27 protein-coding genes are annotated in these 25,838 nt (G+C 67.0%); 20 read left to right on the forward strand and 7 right to left on the reverse strand.

Features of this window, described 5'->3' with window-relative positions; genetic code table 11:
- The first annotated feature begins 28 nt into the window (after positions 1–28).
- From CEP50_RS06180 to CEP50_RS06220, 9 genes are all read left to right on the forward strand, one after another.
- The gene (locus tag CEP50_RS06180; RefSeq protein WP_146134747.1) at positions 29–373 is read left to right on the forward strand and encodes a VOC family protein; all 345 of its coding nucleotides are present in this window, start codon (positions 29–31) and stop codon (positions 371–373) included.
- Between the two features lie 278 nt (positions 374–651).
- On the forward strand, positions 652–1,881 hold the full coding sequence (locus tag CEP50_RS06185) for a cytochrome P450 family protein (protein ID WP_258174904.1): 1,230 nt from the start codon (positions 652–654) through the stop codon (positions 1,879–1,881).
- Between the two features lie 113 nt (positions 1,882–1,994).
- On the forward strand, positions 1,995–2,222 hold the full coding sequence (locus CEP50_RS20855) for a ferredoxin (RefSeq protein WP_106112976.1): 228 nt from the start codon (positions 1,995–1,997) through the stop codon (positions 2,220–2,222).
- A gap of 178 nt (positions 2,223–2,400) precedes the next feature.
- On the forward strand, positions 2,401–3,171 hold the full coding sequence (locus CEP50_RS06195) for a class I SAM-dependent methyltransferase (RefSeq protein ID WP_106112977.1): 771 nt from the start codon (positions 2,401–2,403) through the stop codon (positions 3,169–3,171).
- Positions 3,172–3,179: 8 nt separating this feature from the next.
- Positions 3,180–3,668 carry a nuclear transport factor 2 family protein gene (locus CEP50_RS06200; RefSeq protein WP_106112978.1) on the forward strand — a complete coding sequence of 163 codons (489 nt, stop codon included), beginning with the start codon at positions 3,180–3,182 and terminating at the stop codon, positions 3,666–3,668.
- A 58-nt stretch (positions 3,669–3,726) separates the two neighbouring features.
- Positions 3,727–5,499: an acetyl/propionyl/methylcrotonyl-CoA carboxylase subunit alpha gene (locus CEP50_RS06205; RefSeq protein ID WP_106113039.1), complete on the forward strand. Its 1,773-nt coding sequence runs from the start codon at positions 3,727–3,729 to the stop codon at positions 5,497–5,499.
- A gap of 454 nt (positions 5,500–5,953) precedes the next feature.
- Complete coding sequence (locus tag CEP50_RS06210; RefSeq protein WP_106112979.1) at positions 5,954–7,294, forward strand: MFS transporter; 1,341 nt, start codon at positions 5,954–5,956, stop codon at positions 7,292–7,294.
- 279 nt (positions 7,295–7,573) lie between these two features.
- Positions 7,574–8,167: a ScbR family autoregulator-binding transcription factor gene (locus CEP50_RS06215; RefSeq protein WP_106112980.1), complete on the forward strand. Its 594-nt coding sequence runs from the start codon at positions 7,574–7,576 to the stop codon at positions 8,165–8,167.
- A 383-nt stretch (positions 8,168–8,550) separates the two neighbouring features.
- Positions 8,551–9,672 carry a questin oxidase family protein gene (locus tag CEP50_RS06220; RefSeq protein WP_106112981.1) on the forward strand — a complete coding sequence of 374 codons (1,122 nt, stop codon included), beginning with the start codon at positions 8,551–8,553 and terminating at the stop codon, positions 9,670–9,672.
- Between the two features lie 66 nt (positions 9,673–9,738).
- Here the strand turns inward: CEP50_RS06220 and CEP50_RS06225 are convergent, their stop codons facing one another.
- Entirely contained in the window at positions 9,739–10,200 is a 462-nt protein-coding gene (locus CEP50_RS06225; protein WP_106112982.1) for a hypothetical protein, read from the reverse strand.
- Between the two features lie 53 nt (positions 10,201–10,253).
- On the opposite strand from CEP50_RS06225, the gene CEP50_RS06230 reads away from it, so the two are divergent.
- The 3 genes from CEP50_RS06230 to CEP50_RS06240 all read left to right on the forward strand — a co-directional run bounded on the left by CEP50_RS06230 (position 10,254) and on the right by CEP50_RS06240 (position 12,889).
- A complete protein-coding gene (locus CEP50_RS06230; protein ID WP_106112983.1) occupies positions 10,254–10,952 on the forward strand; it encodes a response regulator transcription factor in 699 nt (232 codons plus the stop codon).
- Positions 10,952–12,244, forward strand: a complete 1,293-nt coding sequence (locus tag CEP50_RS06235; RefSeq protein ID WP_106112984.1) for a sensor histidine kinase — start codon at positions 10,952–10,954, stop codon at positions 12,242–12,244. Before CEP50_RS06230 ends, CEP50_RS06235 begins: the two co-directional genes overlap by 1 nt.
- A gap of 147 nt (positions 12,245–12,391) precedes the next feature.
- A complete protein-coding gene (locus tag CEP50_RS06240) occupies positions 12,392–12,889 on the forward strand; it encodes a PepSY domain-containing protein (RefSeq protein WP_106113040.1) in 498 nt (165 codons plus the stop codon).
- 71 nt (positions 12,890–12,960) lie between these two features.
- On the opposite strand, the gene CEP50_RS06245 is transcribed toward CEP50_RS06240, so the two are convergent.
- Positions 12,961–13,416 carry a peptidase inhibitor family I36 protein gene (locus tag CEP50_RS06245; RefSeq protein WP_181188239.1) on the reverse strand — a complete coding sequence of 152 codons (456 nt, stop codon included), beginning with the start codon at positions 13,414–13,416 and terminating at the stop codon, positions 12,961–12,963.
- A 436-nt stretch (positions 13,417–13,852) separates the two neighbouring features.
- On the opposite strand from CEP50_RS06245, the gene CEP50_RS06250 reads away from it, so the two are divergent.
- From CEP50_RS06250 to CEP50_RS06260, 3 genes are read left to right on the forward strand one after another with little or no spacing between them, the layout of a single operon-like run.
- Complete coding sequence (locus tag CEP50_RS06250) at positions 13,853–14,176, forward strand: hypothetical protein (RefSeq protein WP_106112986.1); 324 nt, start codon at positions 13,853–13,855, stop codon at positions 14,174–14,176.
- 5 nt (positions 14,177–14,181) lie between these two features.
- Complete coding sequence (locus CEP50_RS06255) at positions 14,182–14,790, forward strand: DUF3558 domain-containing protein (protein WP_146134749.1); 609 nt, start codon at positions 14,182–14,184, stop codon at positions 14,788–14,790.
- A gap of 21 nt (positions 14,791–14,811) precedes the next feature.
- Entirely contained in the window at positions 14,812–16,104 is a 1,293-nt protein-coding gene (locus CEP50_RS06260; protein WP_106113041.1) for a hypothetical protein, read from the forward strand.
- 49 nt (positions 16,105–16,153) lie between these two features.
- Here the strand turns inward: CEP50_RS06260 and CEP50_RS06265 are convergent, their stop codons facing one another.
- Positions 16,154–16,348: a DUF397 domain-containing protein gene (locus tag CEP50_RS06265; protein WP_106112988.1), complete on the reverse strand. Its 195-nt coding sequence runs from the start codon at positions 16,346–16,348 to the stop codon at positions 16,154–16,156.
- The gene (locus CEP50_RS06270) at positions 16,345–17,199 is read right to left on the reverse strand and encodes a helix-turn-helix domain-containing protein (RefSeq protein WP_106112989.1); all 855 of its coding nucleotides are present in this window, start codon (positions 17,197–17,199) and stop codon (positions 16,345–16,347) included. The genes CEP50_RS06265 and CEP50_RS06270 overlap by 4 nt, the downstream gene beginning before the upstream one ends.
- A gap of 126 nt (positions 17,200–17,325) precedes the next feature.
- Between CEP50_RS06270 and CEP50_RS06275 the strand changes: the two genes are divergently transcribed.
- From CEP50_RS06275 to CEP50_RS06285, 3 genes are read left to right on the forward strand one after another with little or no spacing between them, the layout of a single operon-like run.
- Entirely contained in the window at positions 17,326–17,577 is a 252-nt protein-coding gene (locus tag CEP50_RS06275; protein WP_106112990.1) for a zinc finger protein, read from the forward strand.
- Positions 17,574–17,813 carry a hypothetical protein gene (locus tag CEP50_RS06280; RefSeq protein ID WP_258174908.1) on the forward strand — a complete coding sequence of 80 codons (240 nt, stop codon included), beginning with the start codon at positions 17,574–17,576 and terminating at the stop codon, positions 17,811–17,813. Before CEP50_RS06275 ends, CEP50_RS06280 begins: the two co-directional genes overlap by 4 nt.
- Entirely contained in the window at positions 17,806–18,150 is a 345-nt protein-coding gene (locus CEP50_RS06285; RefSeq protein ID WP_106112991.1) for a hypothetical protein, read from the forward strand. The genes CEP50_RS06280 and CEP50_RS06285 overlap by 8 nt, the downstream gene beginning before the upstream one ends.
- Before the next feature lie 351 nt (positions 18,151–18,501).
- On the opposite strand, the gene CEP50_RS06290 is transcribed toward CEP50_RS06285, so the two are convergent.
- Positions 18,502–19,707, reverse strand: a complete 1,206-nt coding sequence (locus CEP50_RS06290) for a cytochrome P450 (protein WP_106112992.1) — start codon at positions 19,705–19,707, stop codon at positions 18,502–18,504.
- A gap of 676 nt (positions 19,708–20,383) precedes the next feature.
- Here CEP50_RS06290 and putP point away from each other — a divergent pair.
- Together putP and CEP50_RS06300 are read left to right on the forward strand one after the other, a co-directional pair.
- The gene (putP, locus tag CEP50_RS06295) at positions 20,384–21,895 is read left to right on the forward strand and encodes a sodium/proline symporter PutP (RefSeq protein ID WP_258174910.1); all 1,512 of its coding nucleotides are present in this window, start codon (positions 20,384–20,386) and stop codon (positions 21,893–21,895) included.
- Positions 21,896–22,199: 304 nt separating this feature from the next.
- The gene (locus CEP50_RS06300; RefSeq protein ID WP_258174923.1) at positions 22,200–22,877 is read left to right on the forward strand and encodes an MmpS family transport accessory protein; all 678 of its coding nucleotides are present in this window, start codon (positions 22,200–22,202) and stop codon (positions 22,875–22,877) included.
- Between the two features lie 194 nt (positions 22,878–23,071).
- On the opposite strand, the gene CEP50_RS06305 is transcribed toward CEP50_RS06300, so the two are convergent.
- Positions 23,072–23,614 carry an SWIM zinc finger family protein gene (locus tag CEP50_RS06305; protein ID WP_106112995.1) on the reverse strand — a complete coding sequence of 181 codons (543 nt, stop codon included), beginning with the start codon at positions 23,612–23,614 and terminating at the stop codon, positions 23,072–23,074.
- On the reverse strand, positions 23,611–25,500 hold the full coding sequence (locus tag CEP50_RS06310; RefSeq protein WP_106112996.1) for a DEAD/DEAH box helicase: 1,890 nt from the start codon (positions 25,498–25,500) through the stop codon (positions 23,611–23,613). Before CEP50_RS06310 ends, CEP50_RS06305 begins: the two co-directional genes overlap by 4 nt.
- Positions 25,501–25,838 lie beyond the last annotated feature (338 nt).

The raw sequence follows: 25,838 nt of genomic DNA on the forward strand, positions 1-25,838 counted from the left end.
GGTCGTGATATCAGGGAAGGGTACTACCGTGGTGGAAAGCAAGAAAGAAATTTTCGGAAATCTCTCGGTCACCGTCATCGACTGCGCTGATGTGCGTAAAATGACCGAGTTCTACCGGGACCGTCTCGGGCTTGAAGTGATGGACGAGGGGGATAATCACACCGTCTTCGACACCGGAAACGGTGGGGAGCTGGTTCTTGAGTCACACGGCGCCGAACGTCCCATCAGCATCGCTTTCACCGACGTGGACATCCCCAGCGCGCACAGGGATCTCGGTGACTGCGAGCCCACGGAGTTGGCTCCGCACAAGGGCGGGCAACGTTTTTCCGTGCTCGACCCGGAGGGAAACACGATCATCTTCGTCAACGCCTGAGTGACGAGTGGAACGTTCCTGTAGCGGAGCGTTCGCTTCGAGGTAGGTAGAGCAGTCCGTGCCGGAGGCCGAGTCATGGGTGCACCAACGTGGCGGAAAGCATGGCCGATCCGGTCGTGATGTTCCGTGCGAGGGTGCGTGCGCCCGGTCTCCGGCTCTTCACCGTGACTCCCGTGCTCCGGGGGATTCGTGCCGGAGAACGGAATCACCACCACTCTGAGCGACTACGGATACCGCTGGTTTCCGCCAGGCGGAACCCTGACCAGGAAAGGTCGGCCATGACCACTTCCGAAATTTCTGAATCCCTTTTCACCTCGGAGTACTACCAGAATCCTTATCCGGTTTTCGAACGGCTCCGGCGCGACTCTCCCGTGCACGAGTTTTCCTTTCCCGTGGGTGGGGTTCGAACATGGATGATCACACGCTACGAGGACGTCAGATCCGTTCTCGCTGATCAGCGCTTCAGCTCCGAGGGAGGGACGTGGGGGAACTCCGAGTTCCGGCAGGCCGGCCTGGTGAGCGGAGCGGGGAGTGTCCTCGAGAAATCCATTACGGTGGTCGATCCTCCCGCGCACACGCGACTCCGGAAACTGGCGATGAAAGCCTTCACACCGCGCCGGGTCGAGCGGTGGCGCACAACCGTGTCGGAACTCGTGGAAAGCGCTCTCGACGAATGCGCGGCTCGTGGATCTTTCGACGTCATGGACGACTACGCCGGTGTGGTCTCATCCGGTGTGCTCGGACGGATACTCGGATTCCGCATAGACCGGCACAGGGAGCTGGTCGAGGCGCTCACCCAGGCCTTTCCTTCGGACCCCGAACTCATGGACCAGGTTCCGGAGGGGTTCGCGCGGATTTGCGAGTACGCGGCTGATCTCGTCGCGGAGAAGCGGAAAGAACCCGGTGACGACCTGACCTCGGCTCTGATCGCGGCCGAGGAGGACGGGGAGAGGCTGGACGACGAGGAACTCGTCGCCATGGTCGCAGCGATGATCATGGCCGGAAGCGACACCGTTCGTGCTTTCGTCGGTAACGCCGCGCTGGCGCTGCTCGACCATCCGCGACAGCGCCGACTGCTGCACGACTCCCCCGAGCTCGCGGGCAACGCCGTGGAGGAGCTGCTGCGCTATGAGGGAGCGCTGACCACGGCGCTCTTCCGGGTCACCACCGAGGACGTGGAAATCGCCGGCACCGAGTTGCCCAAGGGAGCTCCGGTGATCGCCGTCCTCCTGTCGGCCAACCGGGATCCCGAGCAGTTCCGCGATCCGGATCGGCTCGACATCACCAGGGACAGGATCCGACACCTCGGTTTCGGCCACGGCCTGCACAACTGCCTCGGAGCCGCCTTGGCCCGTATGGAGGGGGAGATCGCGGTCCCCGCCTTGTTCCGACGCTTTCCCGAGCTGGAGACGGCAGTACCGCGCGAGGACGTGCGCTATATCGAGAACTGGGCGATGCGTCGTCTGGTGAGTCTGCCCGTGGCTACTTCTTCTGCGGACGTGCGCTGAGAAGTTCTTCCGAACCGGGCGTTCGGGTTCTGGTGTGGATTCGGGGAATTCCGAGGGGCATCGGTAAACAACTGTTTCGCAAAGGATTCCGGGGCGAGGGAAAAGATTTCGACATGTGGTTCGAGGTTCGGGTGGACCGAGCGCTTTGCAGTGGTTCTGGGCTGTGCGAAGTAATGGACTCAAATACTTTTCGGGTCGATGATGAAGGGGTCTCCGAAGTGCTGCTTCCTTCTGGAAGTGAGGAGGAGCGGGCAGAGTTCCTGGAGGAGATAGCCGACTGTTGTCCGACCGGTGCCATAGCTCTGGAGAGGTTCGACGGTGGTGTTTCCTCCGAGGGGTAGTGAAGGGGAGCCTTCGCAGGACGACTGAACAGGGTCCTTTTGGTGTGAAACGGTGAACACGCACCGGTTTTCGGGGCGCTGCGCGCTGTTCCTCGTGTCGTTTCGCGGGGAGTTCGTCCTCGTGGCCCGGCGCTGGGTTCGCGAATCATTTCAGAGGTCGTGAAAAGGAGTGAGTGATATGTCGGAGACGAACGAGAAAGCGGCACAAGATCCAGAGGTGGTGCTGGGTGAGTTGTGGCAGCGAAACTATGACCCTACCACCAGACAGATCATCGAAGAACTGCCCATACGGCCGCACTGGCGCTGTCTGGACGTAGGGGCCGGGCTCGGCTCGATGTCATACTGGATGGCGGAACGCGTTCCACAGGGTTCGGTGCTCGCCGTGGACACCGAGACACGCCACCTGAGCGGTCGGGGCTTCTCCAACCTGACTGTGCGTCAGCTGGACGTCACCGAGGCCGATTTCGAAGAGGAATCCTTCGATCTCATTTTGCTGCGCTCGGTTCTCGCCCACCTGGGCGACCCGGAGAAAGTGCTCGAAAAAGCGGTGGAATGGCTGTCACCCGGAGGGTGGGTCGTCGCCGAGGACTTCTACTTCCTTCCGAGCGAGGACGGGCCGAGCGCTCTCAACAGGAAAGTCGTCGACGCCTACACAGGAGCCGCGGCGCAGAGCGGAATGGACATGCGGTTGGGAAGACGACTGCCCGCCATGCTGGCCCGGACCGGACTGGACGATGTGGAGACACGGCTACGTCCGCTGGGGCCCGGGCAGGGTGATCGGGAGAACGAACTGATGCGGCGCCGAATGGAGCTGCAGGGACATCCCCTGGTGGAAAACGGGCTCCTCACGGCTGAGGAGATAGCAGAGTTCAACGCCGGGTTGGACGATCCGCGGTCGCGGGACGTGACCACTCTGTTGTTCTCCGTGCAAGGACGCCGGACCACGTGAGGTGATTCGTGATTTCCCACATCGACCAACAGGAGAACAGGCTGGTGGAGCTCGCGGACCGGCTCGAGGTGTCCGAGCTGGTGAATCGCTACGTCGTTCTGCTGGACACCCAGGACGAGAACGGCTTCGACCCCGAGTGGCCGAGCCTGATCTTCACCGAGGACGTCCGGATGGAACTCCCCGTCGGAACCTACGAGGGACTGGACGGGCTCGCTGAGTTCCACTACCGGGCCAAGTCCGAGTTCGCGCGCACCCACCACGTTTCCTCCGACCACAGGATCGTCGTGAACGGCGACTTCGCAACGGTGCGCTGCCAGATGATCGCCACCCACGTGCACCGCCGGTCCGAAAGGCTGGAGAACGGTCGCCTACCGCTGTTCCGCGTGGGCGGGTCCTACGAGGCGGAGGCGGTTCGGACCCTCCACGGTTGGCGTTTCCGGAGCTGGGTGTGCCGGGTCTCCTGGCACGAGGGCACCGGTCCGGTCGAGCTGTGCTGAGCCCGCACGGGACGGGGAGTCCGACGTTTGTTCCTACACCGAGGATGTGATGATCGAAATGCGTAGGGTGCTCGTAGCAAACCGTGGTGAGATAGCCGTACGTCTGCTCCGGGGGTGCACGGATGCGGGAATGACCGGCATCGCCGTCTACGCCGATCCGGACAGGGACGCTCCGCACGTTCGCACGGCCGACGAGGCGTTCGCGTTGGGCGGCTCGACGCCCGCCACGAGTTACCTGGATATCGGGAAGGTGATCGAGGCGGCCACGTCGTCCGGAGCCGATGCCGTGCACCCGGGCTATGGTTTTCTCTCGGAGAACCCGGAGTTCGCGCGGGCCGTGATCGATGCCGGCCTGACCTGGATCGGCCCGTCCCCGGAAGCGATTCGCGCGTTGGGGGACAAGGTTTCGGCCAGGGAGATAGCCCGACGAGCCGGAGCCCCCTTGGTTCCCGGAACGGAGAATCCGGTTTCCGGGTCGGAAGAGGTGGTCGAGTTCGCTCGTCGACACGGTCTCCCGGTAGCGATCAAGGCCGCGCACGGTGGCGGTGGACGTGGGTTGAAGGTCGCTCGCACCGTGGAGGAGATCCCCGAACTGTACGAGTCCGCGGAGCGGGAAGCCGCCGCTGCCTTCGGCAGCGGGGAGTGCTTCGTGGAACGTTATCTCGACCGTCCTCGTCACGTGGAGACCCAGTGCCTGGCCGACAGGCACGGGAACGTCTCCGTCGTGTCCACCCGGGACTGCTCCCTGCAGAGACGGCACCAGAAGCTGGTGGAGGAGGCGCCCGCTCCTTTTCTGACCGAGCAGCAGGTGGCGGAGCTTTCCCGCGCCTCCCGTTCCATCCTGAAGGAGGCGGGCTACGTCGGAGCGGGCACGTGCGAGTTCCTGGTGGGGCAGGACGGGACCATCTCCTTCCTCGAGGTGAACACTCGCCTGCAGGTCGAGCACCCGGTCACCGAGGAGATCACCGGTGTCGATCTGGTGTCGGAGATGTTCCGCGTGGCCGAGGGGGGCGAGCTGGGTGTTCCCCCCGATCCCGAGTCACGGGGGCATTCCCTCGAGTTCCGCATCAACGGTGAGGACCCGGGAAGGAATTTCCTTCCCACTCCCGGGGCCATAACCCGCTTCGATCCTCCCGCGGGTCCGGGCGTGCGACTGGACGCGGGGGTGGAAGCGGGCAGCGTCATCGGTCCCGAGTGGGACTCGTTGCTGGCCAAACTCATCGTTACCGGCTCGGACCGCGAGCAGGCTCTGCGCCGTGCCGCCAGGGCGCTGGAGGAGTTCCGAGTGGAGGGAATTCCCACGGTGCTGCCGTTCCACCGCGCCGTGTTGGGGAACGAGGCTTTCGCCCCGGAATTCGGTGATCGCGGGAACGGGGCCGTTTTCAACGTGCACACCCGTTGGATCGAGACCGAGTTCGACAACACCATAGCGCCGGCGGAAATGCCCTCGGACTCCACGGAGCCGGAGGAGGAGACCCGCGAGAACCTCGTGGTCGAGGTGGGGGGAAGACGTCTCGACGTCTCGCTGCCAACCGTCCCGGGAACGAGGGTCTCGGCCCCTGCGGCGAAGAAGCCGCGCAGAAAGTCCGGACAACAGCCCGGGACGGCCCTTCCCGACGAGGCGCTGACGGTGCCGATGCAGGGAACGGTGGTGAAGATCGCCGTCGAGGAAGGGCAGCACGTGCGGGAAGGAGAGCTCGTGCTCGTGATGGAGGCGATGAAGATGGAACAGCCCATAACCGCCCATCGCTCCGGAACGGTGAAGGACCTGGAAGCCGAGATCGGGGGTTCGGTCGGAGCTGGTGCGCGGATCTGCACGATCCTGGACTGATGTCCTCACCGGCGTGATTCGCGCGAGTGCTGGAGGGGTCGGAGCGGGAGCGGTCCTTCCGGAGTTTCGGGGGCGGTTCGAGGAGAACGTGCTGTACTGGAGTGGAGGAACCCGGGATGGAACCACATCATATTTTCATGCCCGCGCAGGAGGGGCAGGAGGAGGGGGTCTTGTTTCCGCACAGGACCTACGCCGTTTTCGCCGACGCGGATCTCTTTTGTTTCATCGATTCGGGAGATCCTGACGATTTCCACATCGTTCGTGGGTATGACTAGTGATTTTCCCTTCTAGTGCGCGGGCGGGCGGGAAATGTCTTTTCGTCCTGCGGAGCGAGGGCGCGGAATGATGTCTAAGAAAAAAGAGCTGATGCAGGAATCGGTCTCGACGGCTGCTCGGGGCCGATTTGTTTTTTGGGAGCGAGTGTGTTTCTGCTGAAATCTGTTGGTCGGGTGGGATGAGGGCCGTGTTTCCGGGAAGAGGGGTTGCGGGGGGTGAGCGGAGATCCGGGCCGTTCCCCTCGCTCCGGGTGCGCAACTTCCGACTGTACGCGGCGGGACAAGTGGTTTCCCTGTCCGGCACGTGGATCCAGCGTATCGCCCAGGACTGGCTGGTGCTGGAGGTTTCCGGAGGGAGCGCTGTCGCGCTCGGCCTGGCGGTGAGTCTGCAGTTCCTGCCGATGCCGTTGTTGACGCTGTGGGCGGGGGTGCTGGCCGACCGTCTCGACAAGCGCCGGCTGCTGATCTGGTTGCAGTACGGAGTCGGTACCTGTGCGCTGGCGCTCGGATCGCTCGAACTGAGCGGGTTCGTCCAGCTCTGGCAGGTCTATCTCCTGTGTCTGGGTCTGGGGTGTTGCAGCGCTCTTGAAATGCCCGTCCGCCAGTCGTTCGTCGTGGAGATGGTCGGGCGTGATCACGTGGGTAACGCTGTCGCGTTGAACGCGATGATTTTCAACTCCTGCCGTATGGCGGGACCCGCGGCGGCGGGGTATCTGATCGGAGTGATGGGAACGGGATGGCTGTTCCTGTTGAACGCGGCCAGTCTCGTGGCCGTGATACTCACCCTGGGAGCCATGAATCCCGATGAGCTGATCAGGGCTGATCGGCGTCCCCGGGAGCGGAACCAGTTCCGCGAGGGGCTGCGCTACGTACGGGGGCGCCCGGATCTGATCGTGGTGCTCGTGCTCGTCTTCGTGGTGGGGACTTTCGGGAACACCTTCAACACGACCCTGGCGGTGCTGGCCCGCAACGTCTTCCGGTTGGAGGCCGACGGTTTCGGGCTGTTGCACTCCATGCTGGCGGTCGGAACATTCACCGGTGCCATGATCAGCGCGTGGCGCACGCGACGTCAGCCGAAGAGAAGCCCCCGGTTGTTCGTGCTCAGCGCGTTGGCCTTCGGAGTTTTCGAGATGGTCACGGCTCTGACACCGGTGGTAGCGGCCTGTGGTGCGGTGCTGGTCCTGGTGGGAATTGCTCAGATGACCTTCACCCTGCTGGCCAACGGCAACATCCAGCTTTCGGTGGACGAGAAGCTGCGCGGAAGGGTGATGTCCTTGTACATGCTGCTGTTGTTGGGCGGGAGCCCTCTGGGGAGCATGTTGTCCGGTTGGTTGGCCGAACATCTTTCGCCGCGGGCGCCGTTGCTGATCGGCGGCGGTATTTGTGCGCTCGTCGCTCTGGGCGTAGCGGTTCCCGTGTTCGGACGGCGTTTCGAAGGGGATTTTCGACAGGGGGAGGCGTCTTCCTCCGCGGATGAGGAGGAGCCGTCCTCGCGTGAACCCAGTGGTCTGGTCAGGTGAAAGTTTCGTGTGGAGGCTGACCCGCTCGGATGTATCCCGTGCACGGTGCGCGGCGTCGTCCGTCTGCTGGGGTGGTTCCGTGGGGCAGCTGTTGGGGAAAGACGGGAGTGCGCTGTCGGTGATCCTCACGGGGCGTGTTCCCGTTTGGTGAGTCCTCGTCGGAGGGGCGTTCTTTCCGGAGTACCCCGACTGGCACTTTTGGGAAGGACACTGATCATTATAAAACCGCTTGGTTGGTTTAATATGTTCAGTGTGTTGCCCAAGTCGGGGGAGGAAGTGATGTTGACACGACAGAAGCGGGCTGAGCGGACGCGTGAGCTCATCCTGCGCGCCGCGGCCGAGGTCTTCGAGCGAGACGGGATCAGCGCGGCCAGCCTGTCCTGGATTACCAGGGTTGCCGATGTGTCCAAGGGAGCACTGTACTTCCATTTCGGCTCGAAGGACGAGTTGGCTGGTGCGGTGTGTCTCGAGGGGATGGGCCGCATGGGGTCCCTCGTGCGGGAGTGTTACCGCAGGCGCGGCCCCGCCCTCGAACGACTGGCGACCCTGTGCCGCGAGCTGATGCGGGTGGTTCGGGACGACGTGGTGGTCCGCGCGGCCATTCGCCTGATCAACGATGGCAGGGTCAACGGCGCGTCGGTCGGGGACCCCCATCGGGACTGGTCCCGAGTGGTGCACCGGCTGCTGTCCACGGCCATGTGGCAGGGCGGACTTCCGCGAGGGGTCGACGTGGAGGTTCTGGCCTATCTGCTCGTCTCGGCCACGGTGGGCGTGGAGATGCTCTCCCGTACTGATCCCTCCTGGTTGGACGAGTCCGTGGTCGGGCGTGTCTGGGAGACCGTTTTTGCCTCCTCGCCGCTCCAAGGCGACTGATCGTGGACTGATCCGGCCTCGCCGGACGATCGTCGGCATCGCACCGAGCCGGTGAGGCCGGATCAGTCCCCGGCGCGCTGCCGTGGACGAGAGCTCTTGTTCGGTTCGGAAGGTTACGGACGGTCGGAGGACAGGTCGAGTAGATCTTCTTAAACCGGTCATTTGGTATTTAAATTTGTTAAGAACAATTTTTCAGAAACATGATTACTTTTTGTGGTGATCAGGGTTGTTTCTGGAGATGTCTCTGCGAAGCTGGTCAGTGTGTTCGTTGTCCGTACGGGTGCGCGCGGCTCGCACCGAGCGGGGTGATCCGATGCGGACAGAGCGGACAAGCGGGACAGGAACTGCGCGTAGAACTCCCATCCGCGAAAACAGGGATTTTAATGGGAACACTTCTGTACGACGACGCGCTCAGCGAGGCCTTGCAGCGTCTGGAAGGGCTCGGATACGAGCGCGGTGAGAACGGTGATCTGGCCAATCACGGGCCGATGGGCGCCGAGGCGCTGGCGGTACTCGGATTCGGCGACGCGGTGCGGAACTGGGTGGAGGGATACAAGCGGGCGATGCCGCACCATGATCCTCCCGAGCCCCGTTTCGGCATCGACCCCACCGACGAGAGTTCGTGGCGAGAGGCGCTCGGGCAGTTCCACCGGGCCGGCGATTGGGAGATGCTCTTCCGGCGCCAGTTGGCCGAGGAACCGTGGCAGCGAGTGGTGGGTCGTTGGTGGCCCCGGCTGCTTCCCGGCCTGCTGGCCGGTCTCACCCACGGGTTGATCCGCACCGCGCACGCGGTACGGGCAGTGGCTGCCACGGAACCGCCGAGCGAGCTCGCTTTGGTGGAACTGGCCAGGGGGATGGCGTACTGGGCCGCCCGCTACACCGGTCTGCCCGGGGACACCGGACTCGTCGGCCAGCGCCGGGTGGCCGACGCCGTGGCGAGACTGCCCCGTCCCGACGCCGAGGGAACGATCACCCCGCCACAGGCCGGACAGCGACTGCAGCGGGTGCGCCTCCAGGAAGACACCGAGGAATTCCCCGGTTACTTCGGGTCGTTGCGAGAGCTCGCCCCGGACAGCGCCCACCGGATGCTCAGCGAGATGACCTCCACGTTCGCTGGAGTCTACTTGGCGCACCCGGAGGTATTTCCGGTGCCGCTCATCCACGGGGTCACCGCCCCGGCGGCGATCCGGCTGGTGCTGCCCCATCTTCCGGAGGAACAACATCTTCCCTCGGTGGCGGCGATGTGGCGGGTTCACGTCGCTCTGCTGCTGGCCTTCACCAAGGACGGAACGGCCGAACAGCAGAGCCTGGCGATAGCGCGCACGACGGAGTTCCCTTCGGGAGCGCAGCTGTTGAACCAGGCCCTGGAACACGGTGACGAACACGTGATCAAACTCGCCGAGGCATGTCAGCGGGAGCACGCTCTTCGCCCGGACCCGCGCTATCCCGCTGCGGCGTTCGCGGCTCAACAGCGCATCGAACCCCGCCCCACGAAGACCGGTTGACCCGGGCGGGTCGAGGGGCGGTCACACTCCTCCCCTACCGAGGCAAGGGTGCTCGGCCTGCCGTACTCACCGGTCGATCTCGGTGGAGACCAGCGGGGTGTCACCGTCACACACCACGGTGATCTCCACTTCCGTGGCCTCGGACTCGAAGGTGAGCTCGGCCTCGTCGGCGGGGCCGTCCTCCACGTCCTGGGCGCGGAAGCCCTGGGACGGGCTCCAGGAACGCAGCGAGGCCCGCTCCTCGGCGGAACACCCCGCGGTCACCGTGCCACCGGGGGTGCGTTCGACCTCGCTGGAGCCCTCCCCGGCGGGACCGGTCCGTTCGGGGCCGTCGCCGGGTGTGGTGGGGCCGGCGCGGGCCAGTTCGCGACGCACCTGCTCGGGTGAGCTCATCGGGGGGCCTCCGTCGAGGATGCCCCGGCCGAGTGCGGACACGGCCGTCAGTCCCACCGCCACGGCGACAGCGGCGGCACAGCACCACCCCAGCACCGCCAGTGCCGTGCGCGTCTTTCCGGTGGGAACCCTCATGGGCCCACTATGCCAAGCCGGAACGGACGAGCGGTTCCGGTTACCGTGCAACAGTGGCACAGGTGCTGCTTGTCGAGGACGACTCGGCTCTTCGCACGTCGTTGAGCAGAGGACTGAGCGAGCGCGGGCACGCGGTCACCTCGGCCGTCACCGCGATGGACGGACTGAACAGGATCGTGGCGCACAAGCCCGACATCGTGGTGCTGGACATCGGCCTGCCGGACCTGGACGGGCGGGAGATGCTGCGGATGCTGCGCGCGGCCAGTCGGGTCCCGGTGATCGTGGGCACCGCGCGCGGCGGCGAGGACGAGATCGTCTCCGTGCTGGACTCGGGGGCCGACGACTACGTGGTCAAACCGTTCAGCGCGGGGCACCTGGACGCCCGGATCCGCGCCGTGCTGCGCCGAGGGGGAGAGCAGCAGACCGCCCCCGAGGCGATCGTGGTGGGCGGACTCCGGGTGGACCCGGCGACGCGCTCGGCGAGCCTGGACGGCGAGCCGCTGGAGCTCAACCCGAGGGAGTTCGACATGCTGCACTACCTCGCCGCGCGGGCCGGGCAGGTGGTGAGCAAACGCGAACTGCTCACCGAGGTGTGGCAGCTGCCCTACGGCGGTGCCGACAAGACCGTGGACGTGCACGTCTCCTGGCTGCGCCGCAAGCTCGGCGAGACGGCGCGGCAGGCGCGTTATCTGCACACGGTGCGCGGGGTGGGGATCCGCCTGGCCGCCCCGGACGATTCCGGGGACCGGTGATGCGACGGCGTATCGCGGTACTGGTGGCTGCCACCACCACGCTGGTGCTGGTGGCCTTCCTCATCCCGTTGGCCGTGCTGGTGCGCACGGTGGCCTTCGACCGCGCGGTGAACACCGCCACCACCGAGGCGCAGGCGTTGACCTCGGTGGTGGGGACGGTCGACCGGTCGACGCTGGAACTGAGCGTGCAGCGTGCCAACGCCCAGGGCAGGTTCCCCCTGACCGTCTTCCTCCGGGACGGCACGGTGCTGGGCGCGGAGGCCGAACGCACCCCGGCGGTGCGGTTGGCGGCCCGGGGGCGCAGTCTGACCGTGGACACCGACAGCGGGGTGGCCGTGCTGGTGTCGGTGGGGGACTCCTCGGGTGGTCAGGCGGTGATCCGCAGCGAGGTCGGCGAGCGGGAGCTCATGCGCGGGGTGCACCGTGCCTGGCTGCTGCTCGCGGGGCTCGGGGTGGTGCTGCTGGGGCTCAGCGTGCTGGTCGCCGACCGCCTGGCCCGCTCTCTGGTCCGTCCCACCAGAGAGCTCTCCGAGGTGTCCCACCGGCTGGCCAACGGGGAGTTGGACGCCAGGGCCCGGGTCGACTCGCCACGGGAGATGCGGGACGTGGCCACCGCCCTGAACCACCTGGCCGGACGGATCCGCGAGCTGCTGGCCGCCGAGCGCGAGTACGTCGCCGATCTCTCCCACCGGCTGCGCACCCCGTTGATGTCGCTGCGGCTGGACGCGGAGGCGCTGCGGGACCGGCAGGAGTCCGAACGCATCACCGAGCACGTGGACACGCTGCACCGCGAGGTCACCCGCATCATCGAGCAGGCGGGCAGACGCAGCTCCGCGAGGTCGGCCCCGAGCGGCTGCGACGCGGTGGCGGTGGTCTCCGAGCGGGTGGAGTTCTGGTCGGTGCTGGCCGAGGACACCGAACGCGAGATGCGGGTGGACCTCGCGCCCGGCCCGCTGCGGGTGGCGCTGGAGGCCTCGGAGCTGTCCGACTGTGTCGACGCGCTGCTGGGTAACGTCTTCGCGCACACCGAGGACGGGGTCGGCTTCGACGTGCGGCTGTTCGCCCACGAGGGGTTCGTGCGGCTGGTGGTCTCCGACGACGGTGCCGGTTTCGGGGAGTCGGTCGCCTCCGGGGAGCCGTTGAGTCGCGGTGCCAGCGGTAGTGGTTCCACCGGGATCGGGCTGGACATCGTGCGGCGTGCCGCTGACGAGTCCGGTGGTTCGGTGACCCTGGGAACCGGTGAGCGCGGCGGGGCCCGGGTGACCGTGGATTTCGGGGTGCCCGAGGGATAGCCCTCGTCGGGTCCGCGCCCGTCGTTCGAGCCGGAGGGGGTCCTTAACCTCGTTTTAGCGTTCGGGTAGGGACCGTTTAGCGCCCGCGCTGTGACCGTGGTTGTCGGCAGTGACGGAGAACAGGTTCTACCGGGAAAGGAGATCGAGGTGCCGGCTACGAAGAGGTTGGTCGCGGCGCTGGCGGTCACGGGCGGGGTGCTCGCGGTGGGCAGCACCGCCGTGGCCTTCGGCAGCGGGGACGCACAGCAGCAGGCTCCGGCTGGGGGCGGTTCCCCCGTGGTGCGCGAGGCTTCGGGGCAGCCCTACACCGGTCCGAATCCGGACGATGTCTACACCGGTCCGGATCCGGACGATGTCTACACCGGTCCGGATCCGGACGATGTCTACACCGGCCCGGAGGAGTTCTACCACGGTCCCCGGCCGCGGGACTGCACGAAGGATGCCCCGGAGGTCGGTGCCGACCAGGCGCGGAAGACCGCGTTGGAGCGGGTGCCCGGCAAGGCGCGGGTGACCGAGGTGGAGCTGGACCGTTGCTACGAGTTCGAGTGGGAGCTGGAGCTGCGTGACGGCGACACGGAGTACGAGGTCACGGTGGACGCCCGCAGCGGTGACGTCCTCGGCTACGAGAGCGACCGGGACGACTGACCGGGGCGAGTGAGTGTGCGAGGCGGGGTGTCCGCGTCGCGGATGCCCCGCCCGGGTGTTCTTCGAGGGCTTCAGCGGGTGCAGGAGTGGATGTCCGGTGGGTTGACGGTCACCGAACTCGCCACGGCGGCCATGTCGTAGTCGTTCAGGTCCGCGTGGCGGGAGCCCGGTGGGATGACCACGCAGTTCCCGCGCCCCCGGTAGTCCTGCCAGACGAAGACGTCGTGGTCGGTGTGGTTGACCACCGAGCGGATCTTGTCGTTGGCGCTCACGGCGTTCTCGGGAACCTCGTTCAGGTTCTGCCAGTTTCCGTCCGCGTGCCAGAGGTTTCTGGGGTGCTCCTGCTGCTTCTCGTTGAAGTCGGTCCACTGGTACAGGCAGTACACCCCGGAGGGGCAGGCGTCGGCGCCTTCCCCGCGTGTGCCCACGGCGTTGTCCGGAGGAGCCGCCTGCGCCGCGGTGGCCGAGGCCAGCATGGCCGCGGCGACGAGTGCGAACAGACCGGGTTCGTTGCGGGATCCGAACACTGTTTCTCCTTCGGGAGGCGGGGATGCCGGTGTGTTCTTCCGGCTTGGGACGGGTTTTCCCATTTCGTGCGGAGATTAGTGTTCGGTGTCGGCGGTGATCAACGTTTTCCGGTCTTTTTCATGCGAAAGATTCTTGGTTTCTTCTTTTCGAAAGGCGCGATCGCTTCCGTTCTTTCCGGAGGGTTCCTTCGACGGTGTGGCGACGAGGGTTCGTCGGGATGCTCGTGGCCGGGCTACGAGATCGTGTGTCACGGACGGCGTCCGTTGCGGACCTCGGATTCCCTGTGTGTCCGAATGGACACTGTGTGCTCGTGGGGTGCGATAGGGTGTCCCCCGTTGTCGTGACGGTGGCTGGGCGGTACTGACGCGGTGTGCGCGCTCGGGCGGTCCGGGCCACCGGTGCGCGGAACACGGTCGCTCACAGGGGGAGATGTCAGTGGGGCAGGACGGTTTCACCGTCGACCAGGACCTGATCCGGCAGGGGCTGGAGGAGCTGAGGCAGGCGCGGGACGAGGCACGCGATCTCGAACGTCAGATTCAGTATCTTGAACCGGGTGAGCTGACCGCCGAGGACCGTAACACCCGGGGAGCGCGCGAGGTGTTCCAGCGGCGGATGACCGGGGACGGGTCTGTGCGCAGCGCGGCGGCTGAGATTCGTCTGCGGTTGGACGAGCGGATCCGGGCCTACGAGGAGGCGGTCGGGGAGTACGCCAGGGCCGAGGACAACGCGAACGCAGAACAGCGCGGGAAGGAGAGCTGAGTACAGTGCGCGCCGTCGAGAGTGCACCGCGCCGTGTGACCGGTGTCGTGGGCGGGTTGGTGTTGGTGGCGGTGCTGGCCGCGTGTTCGGGAGGAGCCGGCATGCAGCCTCCTGCCACCGAGGGGTCAGGCGACTCCACCACCCCGGCGGGCTCCGGAGAGAGGATCGCGAACCCGAAGGACGCGACCGCTGTCGGGGTGTGTGAGTTGCTTCCGGCCGAAGCCGCCTCCGAGCTCGGAGTGCAACAGCAAGGTGAGAAGAGCACTAATGAGCTGGGTGGAAGCGGAACTCCCGCGTGTACGTGGGAGAGCCGAGACGGACTCACCAGCGTGGCTTTGTCTCCGGCTCCGGATCGGTCGGTTCGAATTTATCGGAAAAACAGATCGCAGTACGTGGACTACGAGGAATTCGAAGTCGGCGGATATCCGGTTGTGCGGGCGAACAAAGTAAAACCGATGGAATCGGGATCATGCGGTATGTTCATCGCCGCACAGGAAAATCAACTTGTGCAGTCTTTCGCTGCTGTTCCCGCGGAGCAGGTCGGGAAGAGTGATCCGTGTTCCTTGGCTGAGAAGGCGTTGGAGTTGTCGGTGTCCTCGTGGCCCGATGCGTAGTGCTGTGTGGGGGAGTTCGCGATGACCGTACTGGGGATGTGCTACGCCAGCACCGCCAGGGAGCTGCGCAAGGCCATGGCGGGATCGGAGGAGGCGACGAGCCTGCCCGCGCCGAGTTCCAAGGGAGCGGAGGCGCTGGGGAACGCGGCGGACAAGTTCGACTCGATTCTGGGCAGGATCGACTCGGGGCTGCGCACACTGGAGCGGGGCCATTCCGGCCGGGCGGCCGAGGCCGCCCGGGCCTCGATCGCCGAGGTGCGTCCGGTGGTGGAGCAGGCCGCCGAGCACTCCCGGAAGGTGCAGGAGGCACTGAAGGAGCAGACGCGGATGCAGCACGAGACGTTCCGTGCCCTTCCCGTCGAGGGAGGTCGGCTTCCGGACGGGCGTCCGACGCAGCTGCGGCCCCCGGAGAAGAACTTCGCCGAGATCACCAGGCTGGACAGTGTTCCGGGTTTCGACTGGACGAGTGACTACGAGGAGAAGCAGGCGCGTTTCCAGGCCACCAACGACGAGGCCAACCGGGTGATGACCGAGTACAGCACCCGGACCGCCGAGACCACCGACGGGACGGAGGACTTCGACCCCGCGAAGGCCGGAGAGGTCGATCCGGGGCGGCGGGCGAGCTACGGGCCCGGGGCGGACGGTGTCGTCTCCGGTGGTTCCTTCGGATCCACCGGCACGGGCGGAGCCGCTCCGGCCGGGTCCAGCTCGGCGTGGGCGAGCGGGGCCGCCGGGGCCTCCGGCGCGCCCGGCGTTCCTTCCGGTGGTGGCGGTGCCGTGCCGTCCGAGGGAGGGGCGTCGAGTCCGTCCGCCGGTTCGGGTTCGGCCTGGACGACCCCTCCGGGGACGGTGCGCGGTCCGGACGGGACGCTGTACCGGCAGGGCCCGGACGGAACCTGGCAGCGGCAGAACCCGTACAACGGCCGCTGGGCCCCCGCCCCGTACGCTCCGTCCGGAGCGGGCGGCGGTGCGCGCGGTGCTGGTGGTGCGACACCACGGGGCGGTGGTGTGAGCCGGGTGCCGGGTGGGGGTGCGCGCGGTGACCTGGCTCCCGGCGGCCGTGCCGGAGTCGGTGGTTTCGGTCCGCAGGGAGGCGGCGGCGTGAACTCGGGGAGCGCCGCCGTCGGTCAGCCCTCCGGGCGTGGGGGTGTGCGCGGGATGCCCGCCGCCGGGGCCGGTCGACAGGGCGAAGGGCGGGACGAGGAGCACGAGCGTCCCGAATGGCTGGTGGAGACCGAGGACGTGTTCACCAACGACATGCAGCGGGTGGCCCCTCCGGTCATCGGCGAGACCCCGTACGAAGGCGGGCGGTGAGCGCCGGGGCGGGCACCCCGGCCTCCGGGGTGCCCGGTGTTCCGGGCGCTCAGGCGAAACGGTCGGCCTTCACGGCGTCGACGAACGCCAGCCACTGCTCGCGACTGGCTGTGACGTAGCCGGCCGTTCGGTTCTTGGTGTCCCGGACGGCCGCGCCGTCACCTAACCTCCCCACCTCGACACAGGCGGTCTGGTGTTGTGAACGGCTGGACTTACGCCATGCAACGGGACTTCGTGCTGTCATTGCGAGTTCTCCATCTCCTTGGCGACACGGGCGATGAGATCTGTCGTTTCCGCAGGACTCATCGCCAGTTGCCGGAGCTTACCGGCCGCCTCCTGATAGGCACGACCATCTTCGGGTTCGTGCAGGAACACGGCCGAGCTGTACTGCTCGATGTGGACGATAGGTTTCGATCTCGCGAATTCGAACAGGATGAAGGCTCCCGCGTGGGCGGGATGCCATGTTTCGAGGTCCATCGGGATAGCCTGGACTGTCACGTTCGGCCATCCGGCCATGTCGATGATCTGCCTGAGCTGTTCGGCGAGTACGGCACGACCACCGATCGGGTTCCGTAACGCGGTTTCGAGTATCAGGGCGGTGAAGTGGGGGCCGTCCTCGCGGGTCAACACTTCACGTCGTCCTTGGCGCAATGCCACTCGTGCTTCGACGTCGCTGTTCGAAGCACCGGTCATCACTGCTCGGGTATAGGCCGAAGTCTGGAAGAGACCCGGCAGGACCATCGTCGAGACTTCCAGAACTTGCGAGGCGTCCCGCTCGAACTCGATCAGAGTGGTCAACTCGTGTTGCGCACCAGGAACACCGGTAGACACCCAATTCGGTTCGTTCGCTCCGCGAGCCATGTCCGTGAGTCGTTCTCGCTCGCTTTCGGGAACTCCCAGTGCAGTAAGCACACTGGCCACGTATTCCGGGGTGGGTGCCGTCGACTGTCCGCTCTCGTAGCGAGAGATCTTCGAGTGATCCGTTCCGAGGCGGCGCGCCAGTTCCCGTACTCCCACCCCGCGTTCTTCACGTGCTTGTCGCAGCTCAGCTCCTAGAGCACGCGTGCGAGGAGTTCCTTTGTTGGTGCGAGCCATACACCAATCCTAGAGACGAGTCAGTGGGTGGATCTTTCCTTCGATCGTGTTATTGCGGGCATTGGTGCAATGGATCATTCTGGTGCACACCAGAAACACCAGTTTTCACCAGACAGGGAGGACGTCATGCCTCACCCGTTTACCTGGGTGCCCGCGGCGGAGCAGCGGCATGTGAGCAGGGATCCGGTCCCTCCTCCGGGGATGGAGTTCCCGGACGGGGTGGTGGTGTCGACGTTGTGCGGACGGGAGGTCACCTCCGCGACCGGGGAGCTGGCGTGGTTGTGGACCACCTGTCCGAGCTGTGACGACGCGGCCCGGGAGATCGTGGGAGCGCCTCCGCGCCCGGAGATCTCCTCCGAGCGGGGTGAGCACGCGTGAGCACGCGACACGGGGAGTTGGCCATGCTGCTGGCACACGAGCAGTGGCGGCTGGAGCAGTTGTCCTACGACGTGGCGAGGCGGCGGTGCACGGCGCGGCAGTGCTGCGAGGCGGCGGCGGTACTGGAGCGGTTGTCCGCCGGGTTGCGGGAGTACGCGGCCTCGTTGCCCTTCGAGCAGCGCAGTGGACACGGAACGGATCCGTTCGCCATGTGGGAGGACGATCGCGATGACTGACCCCGTGGCCGTGGTGACCACGGCATCGGCGCTGGCCGCCCTGGGGATCGCCCTCGCGGTCTCCGGCCGACGTGCCGAGTGCTCCCCGAAGCACGTGAGACGGGCGGGCGGTGTCGGTCCCGCGGCGCGCAGGTTGGCGCTCGTCCGCCTCGGGCAGCTCGCCACGGAGAGCCCGCCCACCGTGGAGCTGATCCTCTGGCCCACTGTGGACCCGGATCGGCACGAATGCTTCCGGCCCGACGGGGAGCGGGATCGAGGAGCCGTCCTCCCGCCGGTCGAGGAGGATCCCGCGCTGGTTCTGCTGCGTCGTGTCCGCGACGGCCTCCGACGGTTGTGAGCCGGTGGAGCCCCGGGGCACTCACTCGGGCGGAGCGGATCTCGCGGAGAGCGCGGCCGAGACGACCCGGGGTCTCGGCCTTCGGCAGTGTGCCCTTCCCGGCTCGTCCCGACGTGACGTCATGCTGCCCGAGGAGAGGTTCACCTCGGTGAGGAGAGTTTCTGGCGGTGGCTCCGACTACCGAGGTCGTCCCTCGGGTGTGTGGGTCGTCCTTTTCCGCGTGTCCTTCCGGTCCCACAGACACTCGGTGGTCAGCCCGAAGACGACGAGCGGCCACACCTGGCCCGCACCCGGGGTTCACTCTTCATGACCCCGGGTGCGGGCCAGGCGAACGCGGTCCGCGGAAGCCGATCACCACGTGACCGGCAGCTGCCGGGGCGCGCGGACGAAACTGCCCGTCTTCCAGGCCACCTCGTCCTCGGCCACGGCCAGTTCCAGGCCGGGCAGCGCACCGACGAGCCCGCGCAGCCCCACGTCGAGTTCCAGTTTGGCCAGCTGCGCTCCCAGACACCGGTGAATCCCGCTGCCGAAGGCGAGGTGCCGGTTGTCCCGCCGTTCCACGTCGAGCTCGTCCGGGCGGTCGAACTCCCGCTCGTCACGATTGGCCGCCGACAACGCGACGAGCACCACCTCCCCCTCGGAGACGGTCACCCCGCCCACCTCGACCCGCTCGACGGCGACACGGGGCAGAGTGACGTCGAAGTTGAACAGCGAGATGTAGCGCAGCAGTTCGTCCACGGCCGTGGGCACACGCTCCGGGTCGTGGACGAGCGTCCGCCACTGCTCGGGATGCTTGCCGAGCAGCACCAGCACCGAGTTGGCGAGCTGGTTCTTGGTGGTTTCGTGCCCGGCCACCAACAGCATGAGACCGAACAGCACCAGCTCGTTCTCGTCCAACCGGTCGTCGACGTCGCGGGCTTCGACCAGGGCGCTGAGCAGGTCCTCCGCCGGTTGACGTCGTTTCTCGGCGACCAGCCCCGCGATGTAGTTCTGCAGACTCTCCCAGCCGTGCCACACCTGTTCCGGCGACACCCCGTCGACACTGGCGATCAGTTCGGTCCACCGCTCGAAGTCCTTCTGGTCGGAAAGGGGGACACCGAGGATCTCGCAGATCATCCTGATCGGCAGCGGCGCGGTGAACCGTTCGATCAGGTCCACCGGCGGGCCCGTGGTGACGAGGTCGGCGAGCAGCTCGTCGACCACCTCCCGCACCCGTGGGCGCAGGGCCTCGATGCGCCGGGGAGTGAACACCTTCGTGGCCAGTTTCCGGACCCGGGTGTGCTCGGGCGGGTCCAACGCCAGAATCGCGCCCGGCGGCACGGAGAGCGTGCCGAGACGGGGAATGTGCGGCTTGGACGCCTCGGCGAGGCTGAACCGCTGGTCGGCGAGCACGCTCCGGGCCTGCTCGTGGCCGAGGACCAGCCACGCGTCGTGCCCGTAGAAGTCGATACGTGTGACCGGCTGTTCGGCGCGCAGCCGCGCGTACAACGGGTCCGGGTGGTGCACGGTCGAGTTGTCGAACGGGAAAACGGGTGGTGCCTGCGACGATGCGCTCATGACGACTCCCGTCGGGAACGATGTCGATCGGATCCTTCCGACTCGGGATTCCGACGTGTCGAACCGAAACGTGTCCGTGCCCGTCGGAAACATCGGAACACGCGATGATATGTCGCGCGCGGAAGCGATATCGCCCGCTGAACGAGTGAGAAGGCGTGCGCCCGCCGACGACGGTGAATATTCCACGACGCGGGGGCGGCGCGAGGAGGAACGGCCCTTCCCGGGCGGGGGTCGGGGAGAACATTTCCCGCCGGAAGCATTCGCACGGAGATTCTTTTTCGTCGTTTCCGGACGACGGGGATCTTCCTCTCATCGGGAAGCACTGCGAGGGGATTCCGGTGATTCGCCCCAGGCCCGTGTCACCAGGGCGAGGAAACGGACCCACGGATCCGGGTCCGGCACGTTTCGTGCGGAACCGGTGACGCAAAGCGAGAAATCCCGGGAATCACGTGCGATCTCGGCGAGGATACGCTCGACGGCGACCCGCCCGTTGTTCGTCCGGACAAGAAAACACGGGAACTCATGTCGAACCACATGAATACGCCGTGGGCGAGGTCACCTACTATCCACCGCACACTTGACCGCGAACACACATGCCGGCCTCAAGTCGCGAACACCGCCCCAGCAGTCCGCCTCGTCGGGAAAAGCATGTGTCCCCTCGGCCGAAGGAGTAGCAGTGTTTGACATCAGCCCATCGGTGCTGACGACCTTCGCGGCGTATCTGGTCGTCATGATCGTGATCGGGGTGTGGGTGTACCGGCGGACCAACACCCTCGCGGACTTCGCGCTCGGCGGCCGCCGCCTGAACGCGCCGACGGCGGCGCTGTCGGCACAGGCCAGTGACATGTCCGGCTGGCTGTTGCTCGGTCTTCCGGGGGCGGTCTACGCCCAGGGAGTGGGAGCCACCTGGATCGCGATAGGGCTGGCCGCGGGCACCTATCTCAACTGGCTGCTCGTCGCACCACGGCTGCGTACCTACACCGAACGGGCGAGCAACGCGGTGAGCCTGTCCGCCTATCTGGAGTCGCGGTTCGAGGACGGGACCCGTTCGCTCCGTCTGGTCTCGGCGCTGGTGATCGTGGTGTTCTTCACCGTCTACGTCTCCAGCGGCCTCGTCGCGGGCGGTGTGCTGTTCGAGGACGTGTTCGGCGTGGACTCCAGACTGGCGATCACCGTGTCCGTGGCGGTGATCGTGATGTACGCTTTCCTCGGCGGATTCCTCGCGGTGAGCTTCACCGACGTGGTGCAGGGAACGATGATGTTCCTGGCGCTGCTGGTGCTCCCGCTGATGGGCATCGCCCTGTTGGGCGGTTTCGGCGGCCTGGGTGGTGCGCTCGCCGAACGCACCCCGGCGCTGCTGGACATGGGCCGGGAGGCCAGTTTCACCGACGGCACCTGGTCGGCGGGCAGCGGACTGGGCTTCGTCTCGATCGTGTCCCTGCTCGCCTGGGGACCGGGATACTTCGGCCAGCCGCACATCCTGGCGCGGTTCATGGGCATCCGCAGCGTGCACCACATCCCCGTGGCCCGCCGCATCAGCACCAGCTGGGTGCTGGTGACCCTCCTCGGTGCCTCCCTGGTCGGACTGGTCGGTATCGGCCTGCTGGACCAGCCGTTGGACAACCCGGAGCGGGTGTTCATCGCGCTGGCCCGTGAGCTGCTGAACCCCTGGGTCGCGGGTGTGCTGCTGGCCGCGGTGCTGGCCGCGATCATGTCCACAGCCGACAGCCAGCTGCTCGTCGCCTCCACGGCGCTGACCGAGGACTTCTACCGAGCCTTCGTCCACAGGGCCGCCTCGGAACGCGCCCTCGTGTGGGTCGGGCGTGCCACGGTGATCCTGGTGGCGATCGTCGCCTACGTGATCGCGCTCGGCGGGGGAGCGGTGCTGGACATCGTCTCCTACGCGTGGGCGGGCTTCGGCTCCGCCTTCGGACCGGTGATTCTGCTGTCGCTGTTCTGGCCCCGGATGACCTGGACCGGCGCTCTCGGCGGCATCGTCGGTGGGGCCGTCACCGTGGTGGTGTGGCAGAACGTGGAGGCGCTCAGTGGCACCGGCGTCTACGAGATGATCCCCGGCTGGATCGTCGCCCTGCTGGCCATCGTGGTGTGCAACGGGATCGGCCACCGTCCCCAGCGGGACTGGTCCGGGCCCATGACCGAACCGGAGAGCCGGGCCGTGGGGGTCTGACGGGTTCCGGAGCGGGGTGACGGGATCCCCGCTGCCTCGGACGCCGCGCTCGTGTTCGCGGTGGTTCGTGCGAAGTCCCCGGTCGGAGAGGGCCGAGTCTCCGACCGGGGACTTTTCGTCGTTTCCCTCCGGAGGACACGAGTGTCCGGCGGCGGGCCGGGTTCCCCCGGGGAAGCCTCCGCGCAAGGATCTGTTCGAATCGTGTCCGTTTCGTTACTGTGCGTGCCGAAAGTGGCGACGCCGGACCTGCCGATGTCCCGTGGGGACGCCGTCGGCGTTGGGACAAGGAGAGAGTGTGACGGACATGCACCAGCAGCCGGGAGGATCGGCTGCGGCACCCAAGAACGGCATGGGGATCACCGCCCTCGTGCTGGGGATCGTCGGGATCCTGCTCGCCTGGATCCCGATCATCGGCTTTCTCGGGTTCGTCCTGGGGATTCTGGCGATCATCTTCGGTGTCATCGCCGTGGTGCGCGCCCACAAGGGCACGGCGACCAACATGGTCATGAGCTACATCGGCCTCGCGGCCGGTGTGGTCGCCCTCGTCGTGTCCATCGTGGTGTTCAGCGCGCTCGCCAACGAGGTGGGCAAGCGGTTCGACAACAGGAACACCGGCCCGGGAGGCGGACAGAGCGCTCCGCCCCGGGACGAGCAGGGTGGTCCGGGAACCGAGCAGGGCGACGGCGCCGGACAGAACGGTGGTGCCGGACAGGTGATCTACGAGGTCACCGGGTCGGGCACCGCCGGTTCGGTCACCTACGGCAAGGGCGGCCAGACCAGCCAGGACACCGACGCGGAACTTCCGTGGTCCCAGCGGGCCGAGGCCTCCGAAGGGGTGGAGTTCTACTCGCTGACCGCGCAGAACGGCCAGGAAGGCGGAGAGATCACCTGCAAGATCACCGTCGACGGTGAGGTGCTCGCCGAGAACACCAGCAACGGGCCCAACGCCCTGGTCAGCTGCAACGGCAACACCGGGTTCTGAAGACGCCCTCCTGGTCCGGTTCGGGGTGAACGCACCACGCCCCGGGCCTCCGTGGGGGAGCTACGGGGCGTGGCGTGCAGGTGAGAGGCCGTGTGCTCCCTCCCGGAGGGCGGTCGGACCAGGCCGCGGCGAGGACGGCGGTTCCCGTCCGGCGTCCGCGCCGCTCCCGAGAGCGGCACCGTGACCGGAACCGTTCACCGGCCGGGCTCGCCGTAGAAGTCCGTCGGGTCGAGAAGACCGATCGGAACGCGTGCCGTGCTCGGTGGTGAGTGCGAGTCCTCCACACCGCGCAGCACCAGAGCCAGACGCGGTCGGTGGTCGAGCTGGCGCGCGATCTCGAAGAAAGCGGCCAGGATGTGTACGCACGGGCGCTTGCGCCCTGTGCAGTCACAGCTCGCGGTCACGACGTCCGGTTGGGGGGCGGGTGGTTGACCGGCCCGAACGAGGGTGCTGTGCACGGTGTCGGGGAGGTCGTCGCCGTGGCCGGTCACCAGCTCCCGGGCCCGCTCGACGTGTTCCCCGTCCCAGACGGGCACGTCCACGCGCACGCGGTGCGAACCGCTGTGGTGGACCACGGCCGTGATCTCGCCGGGGTGGAGTTCCACGTCGGTGACGTGGTCGCGACGCGCCAGCGAACGCGCCTTGGGCAGGGCCGGGTCCGGTCGGGTCAGTGAGGTGGGTTCGGCGAGACGTTGCCAGTCCCGCCCCCAGGCCGTGGTGCCGAATTCGCTGTTCAAGGTCGGCCCTCGTGTCTCGGCAGGAGCAGTTCGTGGAGCTGCTCGTCCGACAGTCGTGTCAGATCGGTGTCGATGCCGGCGGTCTCTCCCGTGGCCGTTCCCGCCAGGGCCCGTTTGCCCTCGTGCATCTCGGCGATGGCCTCTTCCAGGGTGCGTTCGGTCAGCAGCGTGTGGACGGTGACCGTCTGGTCCTGGCCGATCCGGTGGGCCCGGTCGCTGGCCTGGTCCTCCACGGCCGGATTCCACCACCGGTCGTAGTGCAGCACGTGTGTGGCGCGGGTCAGGTTGAGACCGAAACCCGCCGCGCGCAGGCTCAGGATGAGCACGGCGGGTCCCTGGGGATCCTCCTGGAAACGGGTGACGATCTCCTGCCGCGCCCCGGTGCCCAGGCCACCGTGCAGGAACGGGACCTCGTCCGTGGCCAGTTCGTCGCGGAAGTGTTCGGCGAGCAGCTCCCCCGTCTTGCGGTACTGCGTGAACACCAGGGCCCGGGCCCCGTTCGACGTGAGCTCGGCGAGCATCTCGGTAGCCCGGTCGAGCTTGCCGGACCGACCGGCCAGCGGTGTGCCCTCCGCGCTCACGAGCTCGGGATGATTGCAGATCTGCTTGAGACGGGTGAGCAGGGCCAGGATCCGGCCACGACGGTCCGTTCCGGACCCGAACCCCTCCTCGAAGGCCTCGTTCAGGCTGGCTCGGTAGAGTCGTTCCTGCTCGTCGGTCATCGTGCACACGACGCTGGTCTCCAGCTTGCTCGGCAGCTCCGGGGCGACGTCCTCCTTGCGGCGGCGGAGAACGTGGGGACCGACGATCTCGTGCAGCCGCTGGGCGGCGGCCCGCGAGTTGTTCCGCTGGACGGGCCCCACGAAACGCCGTCTGAAGCGCGCGTGGGTGCCGAGCAGGCCGGGATTGGTGAACGCCATCAGCGACCACAGTTCGTCGAGCCGGTTCTCGACCGGTGTGCCGGTCATGGCGATGCGCAGTTCGGCCCGCAACTCGCGTGCGGCCCGGGAGCCCAGGGAGCCGGGGTTCTTGATCTGCTGGGCCTCGTCGAGGACGACGGCCTGCCAGGACCTGTCGGACAGGGCCGCGTCGCCGCGCAGCACCCCGTAGGTGGTGAGCACGACGGTTCCGGCTCGTGCCGTCTCCAGTGTCCGCAGCCGGTCCGGGCCGGTGTAGGTCAGCACGTCGACGTCCGGGGCGAACCGGGCCAGCTCGCGGGACCAGTTGCCGAGCAGCGACGTGGGGCACACGACCAGGTTGGGATGCTCTCGGCACTCCCACAGCAGTGCGATCGCCTGCACGGTCTTGCCGAGTCCCATGTCGTCGGCGAGCACGCCGCCGCCGTGTTCGGAGGCGGCGCGCAGCCAGGCCACCCCGGCGCGTTGGTAGGGGCGCAGCACCGCCTGCGGCGAGGAGGAGTCGTGGCTCCGGGCCCTGGTGACGGCGCGGCGCGCGGCGTCGACGGCGGCCGAGGCCGACCAGATCGTGGTGCGGTCCAGACCGAGAACGGCGTGACCGGCGGTGGGAAGGAGCCCGATGAGCCCGTCGGTGGGCTCGCCGTGGTGGATCGCGGCGGCGATGCGGGCCCAGACCCGCAGGGAACATCCGACTTTCTCCGGCGGTGACCAACAGGACAGGGCCGCCACCGCCGGTTCCGCTGCGACGAGCGTCGCCGGCACCGTGCGGGGTGTGATCCTTCTTCCGGTGCTGTCCGGCAGCGCCAGGGTCAGCGAGGTTTCGTCCCCCGGCGGCAGGCCGAGCTCCTCGGCGGTCCCGGCCGGATCGTCGACCCCCCACCAGGCGAAACCGTCCGACTCGACCACGAAACTCGCCTGCAGGCTGCCCGGCAGCGGGGCGTGCGGCCGGGACGGAGAAGTGCTCGACAAGTCGCGCCCCGTTCCACGAAAGGACGTGTTCCTTTTCCGGGAACCATGCTACGCGCCGCCGGGGAATCGGCGTGGATGCTCGTGCGGGATTCACAGAATTGTCGGAAAACGCTTGACACGATCGCCGATTCTTCTTACCGGGGTCGTCCGGTCGGGAGGAACCCTCGCCGGGTGCGCTCGGTCCCCTACGACTTCGTGCCGGTGCCGGCAACGACGAGATCGCGGTGCCGTCGTGGGAACGCGGGCTCCTCCCGCGAGGATCGGCATCACGCACACGAGTAGGAATTCCCTCCGGGAAAAACGGAACCGCCTCCCGCACACCCGGGAACGACTAGGGT

Origin of the sequence: Actinopolyspora mortivallis (assembly GCF_003001495.1) — a bacterium.
Classification (GTDB): domain Bacteria; phylum Actinomycetota; class Actinomycetes; order Mycobacteriales; family Pseudonocardiaceae; genus Actinopolyspora; species Actinopolyspora mortivallis_A.

Bases quoted from the DNA above. Each gene is read 5' to 3' on its own strand.
- CEP50_RS06185 (WP_258174904.1), top strand. From the start codon at position 652: ATGACCACTTCCGAAATTTCTGAATCCCTTTTCACCTCGGAGTACTAC.
- CEP50_RS20855 (WP_106112976.1), top strand. From the start codon at position 1,995: ATGTGGTTCGAGGTTCGGGTGGACCGAGCGCTTTGCAGTGGTTCTGGG.
- CEP50_RS06195 (WP_106112977.1), top strand. From the start codon at position 2,401: ATGTCGGAGACGAACGAGAAAGCGGCACAAGATCCAGAGGTGGTGCTG.
- CEP50_RS06205 (WP_106113039.1), top strand. From the start codon at position 3,727: ATGCGTAGGGTGCTCGTAGCAAACCGTGGTGAGATAGCCGTACGTCTG.
- CEP50_RS06210 (WP_106112979.1), top strand. From the start codon at position 5,954: ATGAGGGCCGTGTTTCCGGGAAGAGGGGTTGCGGGGGGTGAGCGGAGA.
- CEP50_RS06215 (WP_106112980.1), top strand. From the start codon at position 7,574: ATGTTGACACGACAGAAGCGGGCTGAGCGGACGCGTGAGCTCATCCTG.
- CEP50_RS06220 (WP_106112981.1), top strand. From the start codon at position 8,551: ATGGGAACACTTCTGTACGACGACGCGCTCAGCGAGGCCTTGCAGCGT.
- CEP50_RS06225 (WP_106112982.1), bottom strand. From the start codon at position 10,200: ATGAGGGTTCCCACCGGAAAGACGCGCACGGCACTGGCGGTGCTGGGG.
- CEP50_RS06235 (WP_106112984.1), top strand. From the start codon at position 10,952: ATGCGACGGCGTATCGCGGTACTGGTGGCTGCCACCACCACGCTGGTG.
- CEP50_RS06260 (WP_106113041.1), top strand. From the start codon at position 14,812: ATGACCGTACTGGGGATGTGCTACGCCAGCACCGCCAGGGAGCTGCGC.
- CEP50_RS06265 (WP_106112988.1), bottom strand. From the start codon at position 16,348: ATGACAGCACGAAGTCCCGTTGCATGGCGTAAGTCCAGCCGTTCACAA.
- CEP50_RS06270 (WP_106112989.1), bottom strand. From the start codon at position 17,199: ATGGCTCGCACCAACAAAGGAACTCCTCGCACGCGTGCTCTAGGAGCT.
- CEP50_RS06275 (WP_106112990.1), top strand. From the start codon at position 17,326: ATGCCTCACCCGTTTACCTGGGTGCCCGCGGCGGAGCAGCGGCATGTG.
- CEP50_RS06285 (WP_106112991.1), top strand. From the start codon at position 17,806: ATGACTGACCCCGTGGCCGTGGTGACCACGGCATCGGCGCTGGCCGCC.
- CEP50_RS06290 (WP_106112992.1), bottom strand. From the start codon at position 19,707: ATGAGCGCATCGTCGCAGGCACCACCCGTTTTCCCGTTCGACAACTCG.
- CEP50_RS06300 (WP_258174923.1), top strand. From the start codon at position 22,200: ATGCACCAGCAGCCGGGAGGATCGGCTGCGGCACCCAAGAACGGCATG.